Raw genomic sequence first — 17,829 nt, forward strand, 5'->3', positions numbered from 1 at the left:
GGCGAAAATGATACTCTGCAGTTAAGGGAGCGTATTGACAGCCGGTCACAACAAGCGGCTCATCCTTGCGGCGCCGGCCGCGCCAGGCCGCGGGCCATGGCGTCGCGGATCAGGGCGCGCACCGCCGCGTTGGCACGTTCCCCTTCCCGCTCCATCTGCTGGCCCAGCGCATCCATCTGCTTGCCGAGCGCATCCATGGGTTTGCCGGCTTCGTCCATGCGGCGGCCGATCTCGTCCATCTTCTGGCGGGCAGCGTGCTGGGCGGCAGTATCCGCGGCTTCGCCCATTTGGGTACCCAGGGTGTTCATTTGCGCACTCAGGCGGTTCATCCGGGTTTGCAGGCGCTGGCGTTCGCCGTCGTCCTGGGCTTGCGCGATCTGCCGGCCGAGGTCGCCCATCTGGCGGCCCAGGTCGTTCATCCGGCTTTGCAGGTCGTGCAGGCGGGCCTGGTCGGGACGGATGTCGGCCGCCGAATGCGACATGTCCTTGCCGAGTGCATCCATGGCCTTGCCGTGACGGCCCATCTCCTTGCCATACCCCTCCATCTGCCGGCCCAGGCGCTCCATCGGCTCGTAGGCAGCATGCACCTGGGCCAGTACCTTGGGATCCTGCACGACCCAGGACTTGCCGTCCGCGCGGAACCACAGGAATTCGCCGTCGATGCTGCGGCGCAGTTGCCTGATATTGGCCCAGTCGCCGACGTCGCCGCTGGCGCTCAGGTTGTGCTCGGTGCCGCTGACCAGCGCAAAGCGCTCGTCATGGCGGCGGCCGGCGCTGCGCTCGGCATCGCGCGCAGCGGCCCTGGCCTGGCCGGCGGCTGTTTGCGCTTGTGCCTGCGCCCGGCTTGCCGCGGCTTGCGCCTGCGCTGCTGCGGCCTCGGCTTGCGCTGCCGCGGCCTCGGCTTGCGCTTGCTGGGGCGCGGCGTTGGCGCTGCCGATCCGGGTCGATGCCGCGGCCGACAGCACCAGGGCCAGCAGCGGCAGCGCCAGCTTCCAGTGCGGTTTTCCATTGAGGGTGTCCGATTGCGGACGAACCAGGCGTTTGATACGGGACATGAGATTTCCTCCGTGCGCCGCAGGGGCGAGCGAGTGGGTGGACAGCTGGAACTGGTCCAGCTCGGACAGGGCAAGCGCCAGGCGCCGCGGTTCGCCCAGCAGGCTTGCGGCAAGATCGTCGGCGATCAGTTCGCGCTCGATCCGGATGCGGTGCGACAGCCACCACACCGCCGGGTGATAGAACAGCAGGACCTCCACTGCGCTCTGCATCAGGTTGATGAGGTAATCGTGGCGGCGCACGTGGGCCAGTTCGTGCGCCAGCAAGGCTTCCAGCAGCGGCGGCGCCATGCCGGTGGCCAGCGCCGCCGGCACCAGCACCAGCGGACGCCACCAGCCCGCCGTGACCGGCCCGCCGATGAGCGCGCCCGGCGCCGCGCCATCGTCGACCAGGCCCAGCAGCACGCGACGGCCGATGCCCAGGCACGCCGCCATGCGGTCGAGCACGGCCTGCCAGGCCGGATCGGGACGCCAGGCTCCGGGACGGCTGCGCCGCCGCACCCAGGCCAGGCCCAGCAGCAGGCGCAGGGCCAGCATCCCTGCCCCGCCCGCCCAGCACAGGATCACCAGTGGCAGGCGCGGCTGCAGCCCCAGCCGCATGGCTTCCAGCCAGCCATGCGCGCCGGCGCCGGCGCCCAGGCCCTGCGCCAAGCCGGCGGCCGATGCCGGACCCGCCGCATGCGGCAGCAGCACGCCCGGCAGTGCAACGCTGGCACCGATCGCCTCGACGCCGCCGAGGCGCGCCAGCACCCCGGCCAGCGGCAAGGCCGCACACAGCAGCAAGGCGGCGCAGGCAAGCGCATAGCGCGCCTGCGGCCGCGCCCGGTCCATCAGCGCCAGCACGGCGGCGGCGGCGCAGCCCAGCAGCGCGCCTTGCCAGACGAAATCGAGCAGTGCCCAGGCCAGGGCGTTCATGGCAGCGCCTTGCGCTTGTGGATGCGTTGCGGATTCATGCCGTTTCCTTTTGTCCAGGGCAGTATGGAATGACTAGAAAATTTTGTCTAGAACCTTTTTTCTAGATGTGCGCGTGGGTGGATGGCTGCACGATAGCGGGACGTGCGCGGCCGGGCCAGCAGGCTGCGACAGGCTGCAGGATCGGCGGAACAGGCGGGAGAAAAGCAGGAGAAACGAGAAAGAATGACGTCGCCCCCCCCGCGAAGGCGGGGGCGACGTATCGGCAGATCAGTAGACGACGACCGAGCGGATCGACTCGCCCGACTTCATCAGGTCGAAACCTTCGTTGATGCGGTCCAGCGGCAGGTGATGGGTGATCAAATCGTCGATGTTGATCTTGTTCTCCATGTACCAGTCGACGATCTTCGGCACGTCGGTGCGGCCGCGGGCGCCGCCGAAGGCCGAGCCTTTCCATTCGCGGCCGGTGACCAGCTGGAACGGACGGGTCGAGATTTCGGCGCCGGCTTCGGCCACGCCGATGATGATCGACTGGCCCCAGCCCTTGTGGCAGCACTCCAGCGCCTGGCGCATGGTGGTGGTGTTGCCGATGCACTCGAACGAGTAGTCGGCGCCGCCGTCGGTCAGCTGGACGATGGCGTCGACCACGTTGCCGACTTCCTTCGGATTGACGAAGTGGGTCATGCCGAACTTGCGCGCCATGCTTTCCCTCGCCGGGTTGATGTCGACGCCGATGATCTTGTCGGCGCCGACCATGCGCGCCGCCTGGATCACGTTCAGGCCGATGCCGCCCAGGCCGAACACGACCACGTTGGCGCCCGCTTCCACTTTCGCCGTGAAGATCACGGCGCCGATGCCGGTGGTGACGCCGCAGCCGATGTAGCAGATCTTGTCGAACGGGGCGTCGCTGCGCACCTTGGCCAGCGCGATTTCCGGAACCACGATGTAGTTCGAGAAGGTCGAGGTGCCCATGTAGTGATAGATCGGCTTGCCGTCGAGCGAGAAGCGCGAGGTCGCATCCGGCATCAGGCCGCGGCCTTGCGTCGAGCGGATGGCCTGGCACAGGTTGGTCTTTTGCGACAGGCAGAATTTGCACTGGCGGCATTCCGGGGTGTACAGCGGGATGACGTGGTCGTCCTTGCGCACGCTGGTCACGCCCGGGCCCACGTCGACCACCACGCCGGCGCCCTCATGGCCCAGGATGGCCGGGAACAGGCCTTCCGGATCGGCGCCGGACAGCGTGTAGTAGTCGGTATGGCAGATACCGGTCGCCTTGACTTCGACCAGTACCTCGCCCGCCTTCGGGCCTTCGAGTTCGACTTCCTCGATCGTCAGCGGCTTACCCGCCTGCCATGCAATCGCTGCCTTGGTTTTCATGTTCGCTACTTTCCTGGTTGGTTATGCGATCCGGTCATTATCCGCACAAGCCCGGCCGCGGCCAAGAGGCGCACCATTCGATGGCAGGAAATGGTGCAATAATGACCGGATTTGCCAGCCCTCAACATCTTCAAAGGAACCATGCAAGACAGGCCAGCCAGCGCACCGATCACCATCGACATCATCGTCTACCCCGGCTTCAAGGCGATGGAAGCCATCGGCCCGATGTCGGTGTTCGAATATGCCAACGTGCATCTGCGGCGCGCCGGCAAAGCGGCCGCCTACGCTGTCCAGGTCGTGTCCATACGCGAAGGCAACATCCCTTCCGATACGCTGATGTCGCTGCAGGCCACGCGGGCGCTCGATCCGCAAGCCTTGCCGCATACCGCCATCGTGGTCGGCGCGCGCGACATCCGGGGGGCACTGGCCGAGGGCGGCGCCATCGTCGATTGGGTGGCGCGTGCCTGTACCCGCCTGCAGCGCCTGGCGGCGCTGTGTTCCGGCGCCTTCTTCCTGAGCGCCGCCGGCGTCCTGGACGGCAAGGCCGCCGCTACCCACTGGAGCGTGGCCGCGGCCCTGCAGGCCGACTACCCCGGCGTGACGGTCGATGCCGACGCCATCTTCGTGCGCGACGGCCACCTGTGGACCTCTGCCGGCGTCACCGCCGGCATCGACCTGGCGCTGGCGCTGGTCGAGGAAGACCTCGGCAAGGAAGTGGCGCTGCAGGTCGCCACCGACATGGTCGTGTACCTGAAACGCCCCGGCGGCCAGTCGCAGTTCAGCTCGCACCTGCTGAGCGAACGGACCGCACGGCCCGGCATCCGCGACATTCAGAAATGGATTCTGGATAACCTGCACGAACGGCTGTCGGTGGCCCAGCTGGCGCAAAAGGCAATGATGAGCGAGCGCCACTTCGCCCGCGTGTTCCTGCAGGAAGTCGGACTGAGCACCCAGGAATTCATCGCCACCTGCCGCTTCGAGCGCGCCAAGCAATTGCTGTCCGACCTGGCACTGCCGCTGAAGACGGTGGCGGCGCGCGCCGGCTTCAACGGCGAAGCGCAGATGCGGCGCGTGTTCCAGAAACGGATGGGCATCGCGCCCACCCTGTACCGCGAGCGCTTCGCCACCACCGGCGTGTCCGCGGCCAGGTAGCTTATTTACCGCGCAGGCGCCCGGCAAACGCCCCATGCAGGCTGTTGAGCAGCTCCTCGGCCGCGATCAATTGCTCGGCCACTTCGTTGACCTTGCGCCGGTTCGAGCGCGCGTGGTCGCGCAGGACTTCGAAGGCGGTATTGCGGTCGGTCTGGAAGCGCGCCATCAGCAGGCCGACGGCCAGGCTGGTTTCGCGGCCGGCGGCCAGCGCCGCGTTCAGGTTGGCCTCGGTGCGGCGCAGCTGGCGGATCTCGTCGGCGCGCGCCAGCGCCGATTCGAAGGCCGGCAACAGGCGCGCGGCGTCGACCGGCTTGACCAGGAAGCCGACCGCGCCATGGCTGGCGGCCTGGCGCGCGGTTTCGGCATCGTCGACCGAGGACAGGAACATGAAGGCGACCTGGGTATGGTCCCTCAGGCGGCGCGCCAGGTCGAGGCCGGACATGCCGGGCATGTTGATGTCGAGCAGCGCCAGCGCGATGTCTGCTTCGCGCTCGGCGATGCGCTGCAGCGCCTCGGGCGCGGAAGCGGCTTCCAGCGTGTCGTAGCCGGCATGCTCCAGGACGGTGGACAGGTATTCCAGCAGGACGGCATCGTCGTCGACCAGCAGGACCAGGCGGCGGGGAGAAAGGGGCGCGCTCATTGTTATCGTTCTCGCGTGAAGAAGGAAGTGAATCGATCATTGTGGCCGCAATGCCACATGACCGAAATCCGACGGCCAAAAATATAGCATGCCGGCAAGCCGCTTCGTCAATCAAATTGCATATTCCAGCGATAACGCAACACCCCCGCGCACGATTGAAAATCAATTTTGTATGTATAAGTTCCCACAATAAACTGGATTCTGCTGCCCATCACGTGGCACGCGGTGCACGCAGTCCCATGAGGCCTGCGGCGATAACGATATGCTTTTAGACGGAGAAAACACCGATGAATCAAAAGAAATCTCGCGTATCCACGGCCATTCCGGCCCTGGGCCTGTGCGTAACGGCGCTCGCAGCTGCCTTCGCAATGCCGGCCTCGGCCGCCCCCGCCACGACCCGCGTCATCGTCGCCTTCAAACCCGGCGCCGCAGCGGCCGTGAAGTCGGCGGTCGTCTCGGCCAAGGGCGCGGTCAAGCATGAGATCTTCAACATGAACGCGATGGCGATCGAAGTGCCGACTGCCGCGCTCCAGGGCCTGCAGCACAATCCGAACGTCGACTACGTCGAAGAAGACGTGCTGCGCAAGGCGTTCGCGCTGACCACGCCGTCCACCGGCACGCCGTATGCCACCGGCCAGCTGGTCCCGTACGGCATCAAGCTGGTCCAGGCCGACCAGCTGGCGGACACCAATGCCGCCAACCGCAAGGTCTGCATCATCGACTCCGGCGTCGACTTCAGCCACGAAGACCTGCTGGCCAACGGCAGCAACGTCACCGGCGAATACGATGCCGGCACCGGCAACTGGAACACCGACGAGAACCACCACGGCACCCACGTGTTCGGCACCATCGCCGCCGTCAACCAGAGCGGTACCGGCGTGGTCGGCGTCAATCCGAACCGCCAGCTCAAGCTGCACATCGTGAAGGTGTTCGGCAAGGACGGCTGGGCCTACTCCTCGACGCTGGCCTCGGCCGCCAACAAGTGCGGCGCCGCCGGTGCCAACGTGATCAGCATGTCGCTGGGCGGCGGCGCCAGGAGCGTCACCGAACAGCGCGCCTTCGACAGCCTGCAGACCAAGGGCGTGCTGAGCATTGCCGCCGCCGGCAACGACGGCAACACCGTGACCTCCTACCCGGCCGGCTACGACAGCGTGATGTCGGTGGCGGCGGTGGACCAGAACAAGGCCTGGGCCAGCTTCTCGCAGTACAACAAGGACGTCGAGATCGCAGGCCCCGGCGTGTCGGTGCTGTCGACGGTCCCGATGGGTGCCGGCATCGATACCGCGCTGAGCGTCGGCACGGTCAACTATGCCTCGGCGGCGATGGAAGGCTCGCCGGTCAAGAGCGCGACCGCAGCGCTGGCCGACTTCGGCATCGGCGACCAGGTCAACACCGCGGTCTCGGGCAAGGTCTGCCTGATCCAGCGCGGCACGGTCGACTTCGCGACCAAGGTCAACAACTGCCAGAGCAGCGGCGGCGTCGGCGCCATCGTCTACAACAACGCCGCGGGCGGCTTCGGCGGCACGCTCGGCACCACCGTGACGGCGATCCCGTCGGTCACGGCGTCCGACACCGACGGCGCCGCGATGAAGGCCCAGCTGGGCCAGAGCGCGACGGTGGCGGTCAAGGCTTCCAACTACGCCTACTTCGACGGCACCTCGATGGCCACCCCGCACGTGTCGGCGGTTGCCGCCCTGGTGTGGAGCTACTTCCCGACCTGCACCGGCACCCAGATCCGTACCTCGCTGGACAACAGCGCGCTCGACCTGGGTACGTCCGGACGCGACACCAAGTACGGCTACGGCCTGGTGCAGGCCAAGGCCGCCTACGACCGCATCAAGTCGCTCGGCTGCGGCAAGTAAGCGCCGCTATTCGCCGCCGCGCAGGAAGGCCGCTTCCTCGTAGCCGCTCAGGACCTGCGCATCCATCGGCATGTGATTGGTGCGCAGGATCCTGCCTTCGCGGGCGTACACCAGGTAGACCTCCCCTGCCCCGTTTTCCTTCGGCAGGGTGCGGAATTCCGGACCGCAGCCGACCACGACCCGGTTCTTGTCGGTGGTGTAGTCGAGCACCTGGCCGTCGCGGTATTCGCCCTTGATCTGCTCCCACGGCTGGAACACCGCGTGGTGGTGCTGCAGCACCCGGGTCTGTCCCGACGCTGCCGTCACGGTTTCCGGGGTCGAGGCCAGCGTGCTCAGCGAACCCATGAAGATCAGGTCGGCTTCCTCCTTGACCGCCGCCACCTCGGCCTTGTAGGCCGCAAGCTGTTTCGCATGTATCTCGGCCTGCTTCCCGGGCGGGACGATGGCGCAGGCGAAGCTGGCTGCGGAGTGCAGGACCAGGAGCGGGAACAGGAGGCGTGTCGTCGGCGTGCGCATCGTGGCGTCCAGGAGGTTCGTGAAAGCGCATGGTACCCCGCGCAGCCCGCCGAAAATGCACCAAAACTCACACCCAGGCGGACGAGGCCATCGACGGCCTTTGCGTATAGTGGCCCCATGCCCAGCCCCGCCAAATACCCCAGCACCCCGGACGGCCGCTACTTCGTCGTCAAAGGCCGCCTCTGGCGCATGAGCAATCCGCATCTCCCGCCCGAGCAGCGCCAGGCCCTGGTCAACCGGCTGATGGCGGCGCGGCGCCAGGTCGGCCTGGCGCTCAAGGCCGGCGATGCCGGCGCCGAACGCGCCGCGCGCGCCGCGGTGGACGAGGCCAAGCGCGCACTCGGCGAACGCGGCCCGGTATGGTGGGACGACGGCGCACCGGACTTCAACCGCAAGCTGGTCGCCAACACGCCGTATGCGGACTGGCATGCCGGGCTTTGAAGGGCCCGGATGGACGTCAACTATAATTACACTGCTTGGTGCCCGCGCGCTTGTCGCAAGCGCGCAGTTAAACGGGAAACACATGGCCGCGCCGGCTACCGCATCGACCGCGCGGCGCTCAAGGCGTCGGAAAACGGGGCCCTGCCGCCGGCGAATGCGGATTGGCAGGGTGCCATCGCCGGCAAATAAAGGTAGGTGCCCGCCCCGTTCACCTGTATATTGGCTGGTCCCACTCCTGCAGCCGTATTATTGTCGGTCTTCTCCCCAGCCTTGTGTCCGCCCGCGCGAACCATCCCTGAATGAATCACCTTCGGTGAGTTCCTTCGGTTGTATGACCTTCATACAAGGCTCCCATGCTCCACCACACCGCTCCCGTAGGCCTCTCCGATTTCATACTCGTCAACATGGAACCGATCATGCAGGCATGGGAGGATTTTGCCCGCACCATCGAACCGCCGGCGCTGACCATGGACGACACCGAACTGCGCGACCATGCCAAGCTGATGCTGAGGGCGATCGCCCTCGATCTCACGACGCCGCAGACCGGATTCGAACGCCAGGAAAAAGCGCAGGGCCGGGCGCCGTCGGCCAAGGAAGACACGGCGGCGGAAACCCATGCCGAAGCGCGCCTGCTGTCCGGCTACAGCATCGAGCAGCTGGTCTCCGAATACCGGGCACTGCGCGCCAGCGTGCTGAGCATGTGGACCGCGGAGGCGAAGCCCGGACTGGCCAGCGACATGGACGACGTGATGCGCTTCAACGAAGGCATCGACCAGGCGCTGGCGGAGTCGGTAGCGCGCTACGCCCAGATGGTCAAGCAGTCGGAAAACATGTTCCTGGCCATCCTCGGGCATGACCTGCGCAATCCGCTGGGCACCGTCACGACCGGCGCCACCTACATGATGCGCGCGACCGACCTGCCCGGCAAATACGTGCTCGCCGCCACCCGCATCTTCAACAGCGGCCAGCGCATGGGCAAGCTGATCGCCGACCTGATCGACTTTACCCGCACCCACCTGGGGGCCGGTATCCCGATCCGGCCCAAGCGCATGAACCTGGCCGAGGTGTGCCTGAACGTGATCGACGAGCTGCGCACCTCGCATCCGGAGCGCATCATCGACTTCGATCCCGCCATGCGCGAAGACATCCATGGCGACGACAGCCGACTTGCACAGGTGCTGTCGAACATGATCGGCAACGCACTGCAGTACGGGACGCGCGACCAGCCGATCCGGGTACGGCTGTCGCCGAAGCCAGATGACGTGTGCATCTCGGTGAACAACATGGGCCCGGTGATTCCCGCCAAGACCATCGGCAGCGTGTTCGACCCGCTGGTGCGCCTCGCCATGCCGGACAGGCAGGACGGCCCCGCCGACACCAGCCTGGGCATCGGCATGTTCATTGCGCGCCAGATCGTCATTGCCCATGCCGGCACCATGCATGTCGAGTCGAACGACACCGACGGCACCACCTTCAGCATCCGCCTGCCGCGCAAGCCGCCGCAGCGCCTGCGCAGGGAGGATGCGCAATGAACATCCCACGACTCGTCCCCGAGGAAGGCGCCGCGCTGCCGAGCCGCCGCGTCCTGCTGATCGACGACAATGACGATGCGCGCGACCTGATGGGCATGGTGCTGGAGCTGCACGGCCACCAGGTCGCGATGGCGCACAACGGCCTCGCCGGCCTGGACCGGGCACGCGACTTCATGCCGGAAGTCGTGTTCCTCGACCTCGGCATGCCGGTCATGGACGGCTACGAGACCGCGGTGGGCCTGCGCGGCATTCCCGGGCTGGAACGGGTCTGGATCGTGGCGCTCAGCGGCTGGAACGACCAGGCGACGCTGGCGCGCACGCGCCTGGCGGGCTTCGACTACCACCTGACCAAGCCGGCCAACTTCGAGATCATCGACAACTTCCTGTACGGCGACTGGACACGCCTGCGGCAATGATCCTTGCACGTTCATCGGGCCGGCTGCGTTGCGGGCGCGCGCCAGTCCTCTATAATGATTCTTTTCGCAAATTCAACGCCACTACGCCATCATGGAACTAGCCAAGTCTTTCGAGCCAGCCGACATCGAACAATTCTGGCGCAGCGAATGGGAACAGCGCGGCTACTTCGCCGCCACCATGGACGCCGGCAAGCCGTCGTTCAGCATCCAGCTGCCGCCCCCGAACGTGACGGGCACCCTGCACATGGGCCACGCCTTCAACCAGACCGTCATGGATGGCCTGACCCGCTACTACCGCATGCGTGGCTTTAACACCGCCTGGATCCCGGGCACCGACCACGCCGGCATCGCGACCCAGATCGTGGTCGAGCGCCAGCTGGACGCCCAGAAGATCTCGCGCCACGACCTCGGCCGCGAAGCCTTCGTCGAGAAGGTCTGGGAGTGGAAGGAAAAGTCGGGCAGCACCATCACCGGCCAGATGCGCCGCCTGGGCGCGTCCGCCGACTGGAACCGCGAATACTTCACGATGGACGAGCCGCGCTCGAAAACCGTGGCCGAAGTCTTCGTGCGCCTGTACGAGCAGGGCCTGATCTACCGCGGCAAGCGCCTGGTCAACTGGGACCCGGTGCTGGGCACCGCGGTGTCGGACCTGGAAGTCGACTCGCAGGAAGAAGACGGCTCGATGTGGTACATCCAGTACCCCTTGGCCGACGGCAGCGGCCACCTGACGGTCGCCACCACCCGTCCGGAAACCATGCTGGGCGACGTCGCCGTCGCGGTCGACCCGACCGACGAGCGCTACACCGCCCTGGTCGGCAAGATGCTGAAGCTGCCGCTGGTCGGCCGCGAGATCCCGATCATCGCCGACGAGTATGTGGACAAGGCCTTCGGCACCGGCTGCGTGAAGATCACGCCGGCGCACGACTTCAACGACTACGCGGTCGGCCAGCGCCACAAGCTGCCGATGCTGTCGATCATGACGCTGGAAGCCAAGATCGTCGACGACGCGCCGGAAGCCTACCGCGGCCTGGACCGCTTTGCCGCGCGCAAGAAGATCGTCGCCGACCTCGAAGCGCAGGGCCTGCTGGAACAGGTCAAGCCGCACAAGCTGATGGTGCCGCGCGGCGACCGCACCGGCGTCGTCATCGAGCCGATGCTGACCGACCAGTGGTTCGTCGCCATGAGCAAGCCGGCGCCGGAAGGCACTTTCAATCCGGGCAAGTCGATCACCGAAGTCGCCCTCGAAAAAGTGGCGAACGGCGAGATCAAGTTCGTGCCCGAGAACTGGTCCACCACCTACAACCAGTGGCTGGGCAATATCCAGGACTGGTGCATCTCGCGCCAGCTGTGGTGGGGCCACCGCATCCCGGCCTGGTATGCCGAAGACGGCCAGATCGTGGTCGCCCGTTCGGAAGAAGAAGCGCAGGCCAAGGCCGAGGCCGCCGGCATCACCGGCGCGCTGCGCCGTGACGACGACGTGCTCGACACCTGGTTCTCGTCGGCGCTGGTGCCCTTCTCGACCATGGGCTGGCCCGAAGAGACGCCGGACATGAAGATGTTCCTGCCGTCGTCGGTGCTGGTGACCGGCTTCGACATCATCTTCTTCTGGGTCGCGCGCATGGTCATGATGACCGCGCACTTCACCGGCAAGGTGCCGTTCGAGACCGTGTACGTGCACGGCCTGGTGCGCGACTCGTCGGGCCAGAAGATGTCGAAATCGAAGGGCAACACGCTCGACCCGATCGACCTGATCGACGGCATCGACGTCGAGTCGCTGGTGACCAAGCGCACCACCGGCCTGATGGACCCGCGCGCCGCCGAGAAGATCGCCAAGGCCACCCGCAAGGAATTCCCGGACGGGATCCCGGCCTTCGGCACCGACGCCGTGCGCTTCACGATGGCCAGCTACGCCTCGCTGGGCCGCAACATCAACTTCGACCTCGGCCGCGCCGAAGGCTACCGCAACTTCTGCAACAAGCTGTGGAACGCCACCCGCTTCGTGCTGATGAACACCGAGGGCAAGGATTGCGGCAAGCCTGACCCGGCAGACCTGTCGCAGGCCGACCGCTGGATCATCTCGCTGATGAACCGCGTCGAGCTCGACGTGGCGAAGGGTTTCGAAGACTACCGCTTCGACAACATCGCCAACGCGATCTACAAGTTCGTGTGGGACGAGTACTGCGACTGGTACCTGGAACTGGCCAAGGTCCAGGTCCAGCAGGGCACCGAGGCGCAGCAGCGCGCCACCCGCCACACCCTGCTGCGCGTGCTGGAAGTGATCCTGCGCCTGGCGCACCCGATCATCCCGTTCGTGACCGAGCAGCTGTGGCATGCGGTGGCGCCGCTGGCCGGCAAAGGATCGGGCACAAGCAGCGACACCATCATGCTGCAGCCCTACCCGATCGCCGACGAAGCGATGATCGACGAAGGTGCCGAAGCCTGGATGGACCAGTTCAAGAAGCTGACCGACGCCACCCGCAACCTGCGCGGCGAAATGAAGCTGTCGCCGTCGGTGCGCGTGCCGCTGATCGTGGAGCCGGGCTCCGACGCCGACCGCATCGCGGCGCAGGGTTTCGCACCCTACGTCCAGCTGCTGGGCAAGCTGTCGGAAGTGCAGATCGTGGACGCCCTGCCGGAATCGCCGGCAGCCGTGTCGATCGTCGGCACCACCAAGCTGATGCTGAAGGTCGAGATCGACGTCGCCGCCGAGCGCGAGCGCCTGTCCAAGGAAATCGCGCGCGTCGAAGGCGAGATCGCCAAGGCCAACGGCAAGCTGTCCAGCGAAAGCTTCGTGGCGCGCGCCCCGGCCGCCGTCGTGGCCCAGGAACGCGAGCGCGTGGCCAACTTCAGCGCCACGCTGGACAAGATGCGCGAGCAGCTGGCCAAGCTGCCGCCGGCCTGAGTGGCTATCGCCGACAGTCGCATCCGGTAATTCCCCGGGGCCTGGTTCCAGGCCCCGTCATGGGCCCACATGCCGCTGCATGTGGGCCTTTCTCTTTGTCTCGTTCAATTTGCAACACTGCGCCGGTGCTTGCTCTCCCGATCTTGTTTTAGGCCTACAATAAATCACACAGCGGTTCGTCATTTCGCTCTGCGAAACATGTAGCGCACAACAACGATCATGGAGACCCGAATGAACAAGCAGCCCCGCACTGTCATCCCCTGCATCCTCCCCTTGTTCGCCGCGCTGGCCCTCAGCGCCTGCGGCAGCGACGACAACCCGGTCGTGTCGGTGCCGCCTTCGCCGGCGCCGGTACAGCAGGTACCAATACAGCCGGAACCGGCACGGCCGCAGGATGCGCGCATCTACACCGTGAACGAAGCCAGCCTCCCCCTCGCCGCCCTGAGCGGCGCGCCCGACGCCGACCGCTGGTGGGGCGTGCTGAACAACGCCGGCTACCAGATCGAGGTGCCGAAAAACTGGAACGGCATGCTCGTCATGTATGCCCACGGCTACGCCGGTACCGGGGCGGCGCTGTCGGTATCGCCGCCGGCCATCCGCCGCCACCTGCTCGAGCAGGGCTATGCCTGGGCCGCGTCGAGCTACAGCCGCAATTACTACGACGTGCGCGCCGGCGTCGAGGACACCAATGCGCTGGCGCTGGCCTTCCGCGACATCGCCGGCAAGAACGGCCGCACGCTGGCGGCGCCGAGCAAGACCTACATCATCGGCATATCGATGGGCGGCCACGTCACGGCGGCCGCCGTGGACGAGGAAAACATCGCCGCCGCCAACAACAAGATCCGCTACAACGGCGCCGTCCCGATGTGCGGCGTACTGGGCGACACCGAGCTGTACGACTACTTCGCCGCCTACCAGACCGCGGCGATGCAGGAAGCCGGCATGCCGGCCACCAGCTGGCCGGCCCAGGACTGGGCCACGATCGGCCCGCAGGTACAGGCGAAGATGTTCTCCAGCTTCCCGGGCGGCAGCACGCCGACCGCGCCGGCGGTGCCGACCGAACAGGGCATGCGCCTGAAGCAGATCGTCGCCAACCTCAGCGGCGGCCCGCGTCCGCTGTTCGATTACGCCTACGCCAGCCCGCTGCAGGCGACCGTGTGGGGCACCTTCGGCCGCGACGGCAAGATGCTGGGCATCCTGAACGAGGACGTCATCACCACCAGGGACATCGTGTTCCAGCTCGACGCCGACCCGGCCCTGAGCACCGAAGAACAGGCCTACAACGCAGCGATCTACCGCGTCCAGGCCACGCCGGACGCCAACCGCCTGCGCCGCGATGGCCTGCGCTGGGTGCCCAAGACCAATGCCCAGATCAAGGTGCCGGTGGTGACGATCCACACCCTGGGCGACCTGTACGTACCGTTCAAGATGGAGCAGATCTACAAGCGCCGCGCCGACGCGCTCGGCACGTCTGGCATGCTGGTGCAGCGCGCGATCCGCGGCATCAGCCACTGTGACTTCACCATCGCCGAGCAGGCGGCCGCCTTCGACGCGATGATCAAGTGGGAACAGCAGGGCGTGAAGCCGGCCGGCGACGACGTCCTGACACCGTCCGTGGTGGCCGATCCGCAGTACGGCTGCAAGTTCACCGACAACACCCGCTCCCAGGACGACAGTGCCGCGGTGATCGCGACCCGGGGCACGCTGCCGCAATGCACGCGCTGACGCGGCGGGCGCCGTGAACCGGGATGGCTAGGCGCCCCTGGCCTGCGCCGGCCCGGCCAGCGGCGCCTCCAGCATGACCAGGCCGGCCAGGATCGCCACCGGCACCGCCAGCGCGGCAAAGCCGAACCAGCGGAAACCGAAGGCAGCGGCGACACAGCCCACCGCGAACGCCAGCAGGGGCCAGAGAAACTTGGCGAAGCGGCTGCGCAGGCCGGGGTCGTCGGCGCCGCGCAGCACGTCGACCGTGTCGATCACGATCTGGGTCACGTTCCCGGTCATGATCGAGGTCGGCGCCAGGTGCCCGAGGCAGAGGCGGCTGGTGGCGCTGTGCGCGCCCATCGCCGCCGTCCCCAGCAGGCCGGCCGTCATGGCCAGCGCTCCGGCCTCGCTCCCGATCGGCGCAGCGGCGATACCGAAGCCCATGAAGCCGGCCAGCAGCACCAGCTCGAGCAGGTAAGCCAGCCGCAGCACGGCGCCGCCGCGCTTCTCGGCCACCACCGCCAGGATGCGCGCCGCCGCCACGCCGCCGACAAAGGCCGGAAAGGCGAGAAGTTTCAGCAGGACCGAACTGTGGTCCGGATCGGCCAGCGCGGCGCCGATCAGGATGAAGTTGCCGGTGACGTGGGCGGTGAACAGGCCGAACAGCGCCAGAAAAGCCAGCGCATCGACGTAACCCGCCAGGAAGGCCAGTGCGGCGCCCAGGGTGCGGCTATCCATGCGGCCAGAGTTGGACCCGTTCATCGCGTTCTCCTCGATATGCCTGTGTTCATGCTAGTCCGATCCGCCCCGCCGTGCACAGCCCATTTGCCCCCTGCCGCCCCCCATTGACGTCGCTTATTGGCAACATGTTTCCGAACAGTCATTCAGTTTGCTACACTGACTCAACAACTTCCATCGGAGACTGCCATGCGCCCCCTGCTCACCCTGTCCCTGCTTGCCGCCATCGCCGCCACCCCGCTCGCCATGGCGCAGGACGGCTCGCCGGTCGGCTTGTGGAAGACCATCGACGATGCCTCCGGCAAGCCGACCGCCCTGATCCGCATCACCGAGCAGCAGGGCGAACTGCAGGGCAAGATCGAAAAACTGTTCCGCGCGCCGAACGAAGACCAGAACCCGAAATGCGTGCAATGCACCGACGCGCGCAAGGACCAGCCGATCGTCGGCATGACCATCGTGTCCGGCCTGAAGAAGACCGGCGACGAATACACCGGCGGCGAGATTCTCGATCCGAAGAACGGCAAGGTCTACAAGAGCAAGCTGACCGTGCGCGAAGGCGGCAAGAAAGTCGAGGTGCGCGGCTTCGTCGGCATGCCGATGTTCGGCCGTTCGCAGGTGTGGTTGCGCCAGGAATAAGCTGAGCGGCACATGCGGTCAAGCATGCATCCCCGGCCATCGTCCATCGCCTGCGCCGGCCTGCTGGTGCTGCCGATGCTGCTGGCCGGCTGCTCGGCGCGGCATGGCGCGGACCAGGGCAACGCGCAAGTCGCGCAACGGGCGGCCGGGCCGGCACGCCAGCTCGCCTATGAGCACGAGGTCGACATCGATACCGCGCCGGAACGGGTGGCCACCACCCAGGCGGCCGGCTTGCGCGCCTGCCGCGACGCCACGGCGGCCGCATGCACCCTGCTCGCGTCGAGCATCGAGGGCGAGCCCAACGCCGCGGCCACGCTGAAATTCCGCGCCCGGCCAGACGTCATCCCGAAACTGGTGGCGGCAATGGGACAACACGCCGAGCTGGCCCGCCAGGCCACACGCGCCGAAGACCTGTCCGCCCCGATCGTGGACGCGGCCCGCCAGGTGGCCATGCTGGACGACTACCGCACCCGCCTCGAAGCCCTGCGCACCCGGGCGGGCAACGACATCGAGGCGCTGATCAAGGTGAACCACGAGCTGGCCGAGGTGCAGGCCAACTACGAAGCCGCGGCCGGCAAGCGCGCCCTGCTCGCCCAGCGCGTCGAAACAGAGATTCTCGACGTGTCGATCCGCTCCGAGCGGCACCGCTCGTTCTGGACGCCGATCGGGCGCGCGCTGCGGGAATTCGGTGGGCACCTGGCGGAGGGGATCTCGACGGCCATTACCGGGCTGGCTTACTTGATTCCGTGGCTGTTGCTGATGTCGGTGCTGGGCTGGGGCGGGCGCCGGTTGTGGCGCCGGCGCCGGGGTGGGAAGATTTCTGCTGGCTAGGTCTGGCTGGCATCCCATTGCCAGAACGTTTGACCATATTCGGTATCGAAGGTCGGTGCGAGCTCGTCCTTGGCAAAGTATCGACGCGAACCCGGCCGAGACGGCGAGAAATAAAATCCCGGCTCTATACACCGCGTTCCACCGATGATGCGCGGCCCTGATTTGACCGTTTCCACCGCATTGAGATCGGCCAGCCTGTCGAATTCGCCTTCAATGCATTCAACCAGGTACCACTCCGAATCCTGCTTAGTGAATGCTCTTCTTGCGACAGCTGACGGTGCGAGATTGGGATGCGGCCCATCTTTCCAGATGACGTCGTCGTGAAAGAGTTTAGCGTAAGGAGGCGATGTCGTGAACTTGAACATCTTCTCGTCGCTGAACCAGAGATCCTGGCGGCCTACTGCGGCGAAGGCTGCCAGCCCCAGTTCGTTGAAGGTGGTCGCCTGGCGCAGCTCGCGTCCGTGTTTGCCGGACCAAACGAACTGCAGAGCGGCATGAGGATCGTCTTTCGCTATATAGATACCGGTTTGTTTAGGAATGACGCCAGTCGGGTAAGCAATATCGGTAAGGATGCGGAACCTGGGTATCCGGTCAAAGCGGCAAGCAAATTCAGGATAATGACACGCAAAATAAAAGTCGTTCCACGCTTTCGACATCCGGTCAGCCATCGTGTGATTAATCGGCGATGCCCAATCACTGATTTTCTGCCTTTCTTCATCAAAGGCGTCTTCCTCGTCCGGCGTCATCCATCCCAGGGAAAACTGATCCATGCCGCGAAAAGATTCGTTGACCGGCGCCATGGCATATTTTCCAAGCGGCCGTTCGGCTATTTGCCTGGCAAGTAAATCCTGCAGGCCCTTCAGGTAAGGCCATCCATTGTTGGACCAATTTTGTGAGGTGTCGCGGGTCCCCCAGCGCACGTCAACCAGCACGGCATCGCGACCCTGCGATTTCGCTTGGTCCAAAACTGGATCAATGTTCCCGTCGATCAAACGGGTCACAAGCGTATGCAAGCTGATCAGGTATTCCAGCGACGAGAAATAGGTGAGCATTGCTGCCTGCTTTTGTTGCCAAGGGCTGAGTGCAAGCTTGCTGTTGATGCCATCAGAATCCATGTG

At 66.0% G+C, this 17,829-nt stretch carries 16 protein-coding genes; 10 read left to right on the forward strand and 6 right to left on the reverse strand.

The window, feature by feature from the left end; genetic code table 11:
• Positions 1-59: 59 nt before the first annotated feature.
• Both FBX97_RS27235 and FBX97_RS27240 read right to left on the reverse strand, forming a co-directional pair.
• Positions 60-1,967, reverse strand: a complete 1,908-nt coding sequence (locus tag FBX97_RS27235; protein WP_141838706.1) for a M56 family metallopeptidase — start codon at positions 1,965-1,967, stop codon at positions 60-62.
• A 267-nt stretch (positions 1,968-2,234) separates the two neighbouring features.
• On the reverse strand, positions 2,235-3,341 hold the full coding sequence (locus tag FBX97_RS27240) for an S-(hydroxymethyl)glutathione dehydrogenase/class III alcohol dehydrogenase (RefSeq protein WP_141838708.1): 1,107 nt from the start codon (positions 3,339-3,341) through the stop codon (positions 2,235-2,237).
• Positions 3,342-3,482: 141 nt separating this feature from the next.
• Between FBX97_RS27240 and FBX97_RS27245 the strand changes: the two genes are divergently transcribed.
• Positions 3,483-4,493, forward strand: coding sequence for a GlxA family transcriptional regulator (locus FBX97_RS27245; protein ID WP_141838710.1), 1,011 nt, complete (start codon positions 3,483-3,485; stop codon positions 4,491-4,493).
• 1 nt (position 4,494) lies between these two features.
• On the opposite strand, the gene FBX97_RS27250 is transcribed toward FBX97_RS27245, so the two are convergent.
• A complete protein-coding gene (locus FBX97_RS27250) occupies positions 4,495-5,133 on the reverse strand; it encodes an ANTAR domain-containing response regulator (protein WP_141838712.1) in 639 nt (212 codons plus the stop codon).
• Positions 5,134-5,420: 287 nt separating this feature from the next.
• Here FBX97_RS27250 and FBX97_RS27255 point away from each other — a divergent pair, with 287 nt between their 5' ends.
• Positions 5,421-6,995, forward strand: coding sequence for a S8 family serine peptidase (locus tag FBX97_RS27255; protein WP_185748775.1), 1,575 nt, complete (start codon positions 5,421-5,423; stop codon positions 6,993-6,995).
• 6 nt (positions 6,996-7,001) lie between these two features.
• Here the strand turns inward: FBX97_RS27255 and FBX97_RS27260 are convergent, their stop codons facing one another.
• The gene (locus tag FBX97_RS27260; RefSeq protein WP_141838714.1) at positions 7,002-7,511 is read right to left on the reverse strand and encodes a hypothetical protein; all 510 of its coding nucleotides are present in this window, start codon (positions 7,509-7,511) and stop codon (positions 7,002-7,004) included.
• 117 nt (positions 7,512-7,628) lie between these two features.
• On the opposite strand from FBX97_RS27260, the gene FBX97_RS27265 reads away from it, so the two are divergent.
• The 6 genes from FBX97_RS27265 (at position 7,629) to FBX97_RS27290 (ending at position 14,527) form a co-directional block, all read left to right on the forward strand.
• Positions 7,629-7,952 carry a hypothetical protein gene (locus tag FBX97_RS27265; protein WP_141838716.1) on the forward strand — a complete coding sequence of 108 codons (324 nt, stop codon included), beginning with the start codon at positions 7,629-7,631 and terminating at the stop codon, positions 7,950-7,952.
• 9 nt (positions 7,953-7,961) lie between these two features.
• Complete coding sequence (locus FBX97_RS27270) at positions 7,962-8,141, forward strand: hypothetical protein (protein WP_141838718.1); 180 nt, start codon at positions 7,962-7,964, stop codon at positions 8,139-8,141.
• Positions 8,142-8,368: 227 nt separating this feature from the next.
• A complete protein-coding gene (locus tag FBX97_RS27275) occupies positions 8,369-9,484 on the forward strand; it encodes a sensor histidine kinase KdpD (RefSeq protein WP_255517658.1) in 1,116 nt (371 codons plus the stop codon).
• The gene (locus tag FBX97_RS27280; protein WP_141838722.1) at positions 9,481-9,900 is read left to right on the forward strand and encodes a response regulator; all 420 of its coding nucleotides are present in this window, start codon (positions 9,481-9,483) and stop codon (positions 9,898-9,900) included. Before FBX97_RS27275 ends, FBX97_RS27280 begins: the two co-directional genes overlap by 4 nt.
• 91 nt (positions 9,901-9,991) lie before the next feature.
• Positions 9,992-12,802: a valine--tRNA ligase gene (locus FBX97_RS27285; protein WP_141838724.1), complete on the forward strand. Its 2,811-nt coding sequence runs from the start codon at positions 9,992-9,994 to the stop codon at positions 12,800-12,802.
• Between the two features lie 231 nt (positions 12,803-13,033).
• Positions 13,034-14,527 carry a S9 family peptidase gene (locus tag FBX97_RS27290; RefSeq protein ID WP_185748776.1) on the forward strand — a complete coding sequence of 498 codons (1,494 nt, stop codon included), beginning with the start codon at positions 13,034-13,036 and terminating at the stop codon, positions 14,525-14,527.
• A 27-nt stretch (positions 14,528-14,554) separates the two neighbouring features.
• Here the strand turns inward: FBX97_RS27290 and FBX97_RS27295 are convergent, their stop codons facing one another.
• Positions 14,555-15,268 carry a YoaK family protein gene (locus FBX97_RS27295; protein WP_141838726.1) on the reverse strand — a complete coding sequence of 238 codons (714 nt, stop codon included), beginning with the start codon at positions 15,266-15,268 and terminating at the stop codon, positions 14,555-14,557.
• 165 nt (positions 15,269-15,433) lie between these two features.
• Between FBX97_RS27295 and FBX97_RS27300 the strand changes: the two genes are divergently transcribed.
• Both FBX97_RS27300 and FBX97_RS27305 read left to right on the forward strand, forming a co-directional pair.
• On the forward strand, positions 15,434-15,880 hold the full coding sequence (locus tag FBX97_RS27300) for a DUF2147 domain-containing protein (RefSeq protein ID WP_141838728.1): 447 nt from the start codon (positions 15,434-15,436) through the stop codon (positions 15,878-15,880).
• Positions 15,881-15,904: 24 nt separating this feature from the next.
• Positions 15,905-16,711: a DUF4349 domain-containing protein gene (locus FBX97_RS27305; RefSeq protein ID WP_185748777.1), complete on the forward strand. Its 807-nt coding sequence runs from the start codon at positions 15,905-15,907 to the stop codon at positions 16,709-16,711.
• Here the strand turns inward: FBX97_RS27305 and FBX97_RS27310 are convergent.
• The gene (locus tag FBX97_RS27310) at positions 16,708-17,826 is read right to left on the reverse strand and encodes a hypothetical protein (protein WP_141838732.1); all 1,119 of its coding nucleotides are present in this window, start codon (positions 17,824-17,826) and stop codon (positions 16,708-16,710) included. The genes FBX97_RS27305 and FBX97_RS27310 overlap by 4 nt on opposite strands.
• Positions 17,827-17,829: the final 3 nt, after the last annotated feature.

It is taken from the genome of Herbaspirillum sp. SJZ107 (assembly GCF_006715485.1).
GTDB lineage: Bacteria > Pseudomonadota > Gammaproteobacteria > Burkholderiales > Burkholderiaceae_D > Telluria.

Bases quoted from the DNA above. Each gene is read 5' to 3' on its own strand.
- FBX97_RS27235 (WP_141838706.1), bottom strand. From the start codon at position 1,967: ATGAACGCCCTGGCCTGGGCACTGCTCGATTTCGTCTGGCAAGGCGCG.
- FBX97_RS27240 (WP_141838708.1), bottom strand. From the start codon at position 3,341: ATGAAAACCAAGGCAGCGATTGCATGGCAGGCGGGTAAGCCGCTGACG.
- FBX97_RS27245 (WP_141838710.1), top strand. From the start codon at position 3,483: ATGCAAGACAGGCCAGCCAGCGCACCGATCACCATCGACATCATCGTC.
- FBX97_RS27250 (WP_141838712.1), bottom strand. From the start codon at position 5,133: ATGAGCGCGCCCCTTTCTCCCCGCCGCCTGGTCCTGCTGGTCGACGAC.
- FBX97_RS27255 (WP_185748775.1), top strand. From the start codon at position 5,421: ATGAATCAAAAGAAATCTCGCGTATCCACGGCCATTCCGGCCCTGGGC.
- FBX97_RS27260 (WP_141838714.1), bottom strand. From the start codon at position 7,511: ATGCGCACGCCGACGACACGCCTCCTGTTCCCGCTCCTGGTCCTGCAC.
- FBX97_RS27265 (WP_141838716.1), top strand. From the start codon at position 7,629: ATGCCCAGCCCCGCCAAATACCCCAGCACCCCGGACGGCCGCTACTTC.
- FBX97_RS27270 (WP_141838718.1), top strand. From the start codon at position 7,962: ATGGACGTCAACTATAATTACACTGCTTGGTGCCCGCGCGCTTGTCGC.
- FBX97_RS27275 (WP_255517658.1), top strand. From the start codon at position 8,369: ATGCAGGCATGGGAGGATTTTGCCCGCACCATCGAACCGCCGGCGCTG.
- FBX97_RS27280 (WP_141838722.1), top strand. From the start codon at position 9,481: ATGAACATCCCACGACTCGTCCCCGAGGAAGGCGCCGCGCTGCCGAGC.
- FBX97_RS27285 (WP_141838724.1), top strand. From the start codon at position 9,992: ATGGAACTAGCCAAGTCTTTCGAGCCAGCCGACATCGAACAATTCTGG.
- FBX97_RS27290 (WP_185748776.1), top strand. From the start codon at position 13,034: ATGAACAAGCAGCCCCGCACTGTCATCCCCTGCATCCTCCCCTTGTTC.
- FBX97_RS27295 (WP_141838726.1), bottom strand. From the start codon at position 15,268: ATGAACGGGTCCAACTCTGGCCGCATGGATAGCCGCACCCTGGGCGCC.
- FBX97_RS27300 (WP_141838728.1), top strand. From the start codon at position 15,434: ATGCGCCCCCTGCTCACCCTGTCCCTGCTTGCCGCCATCGCCGCCACC.
- FBX97_RS27305 (WP_185748777.1), top strand. From the start codon at position 15,905: ATGCATCCCCGGCCATCGTCCATCGCCTGCGCCGGCCTGCTGGTGCTG.
- FBX97_RS27310 (WP_141838732.1), bottom strand. From the start codon at position 17,826: ATGGATTCTGATGGCATCAACAGCAAGCTTGCACTCAGCCCTTGGCAA.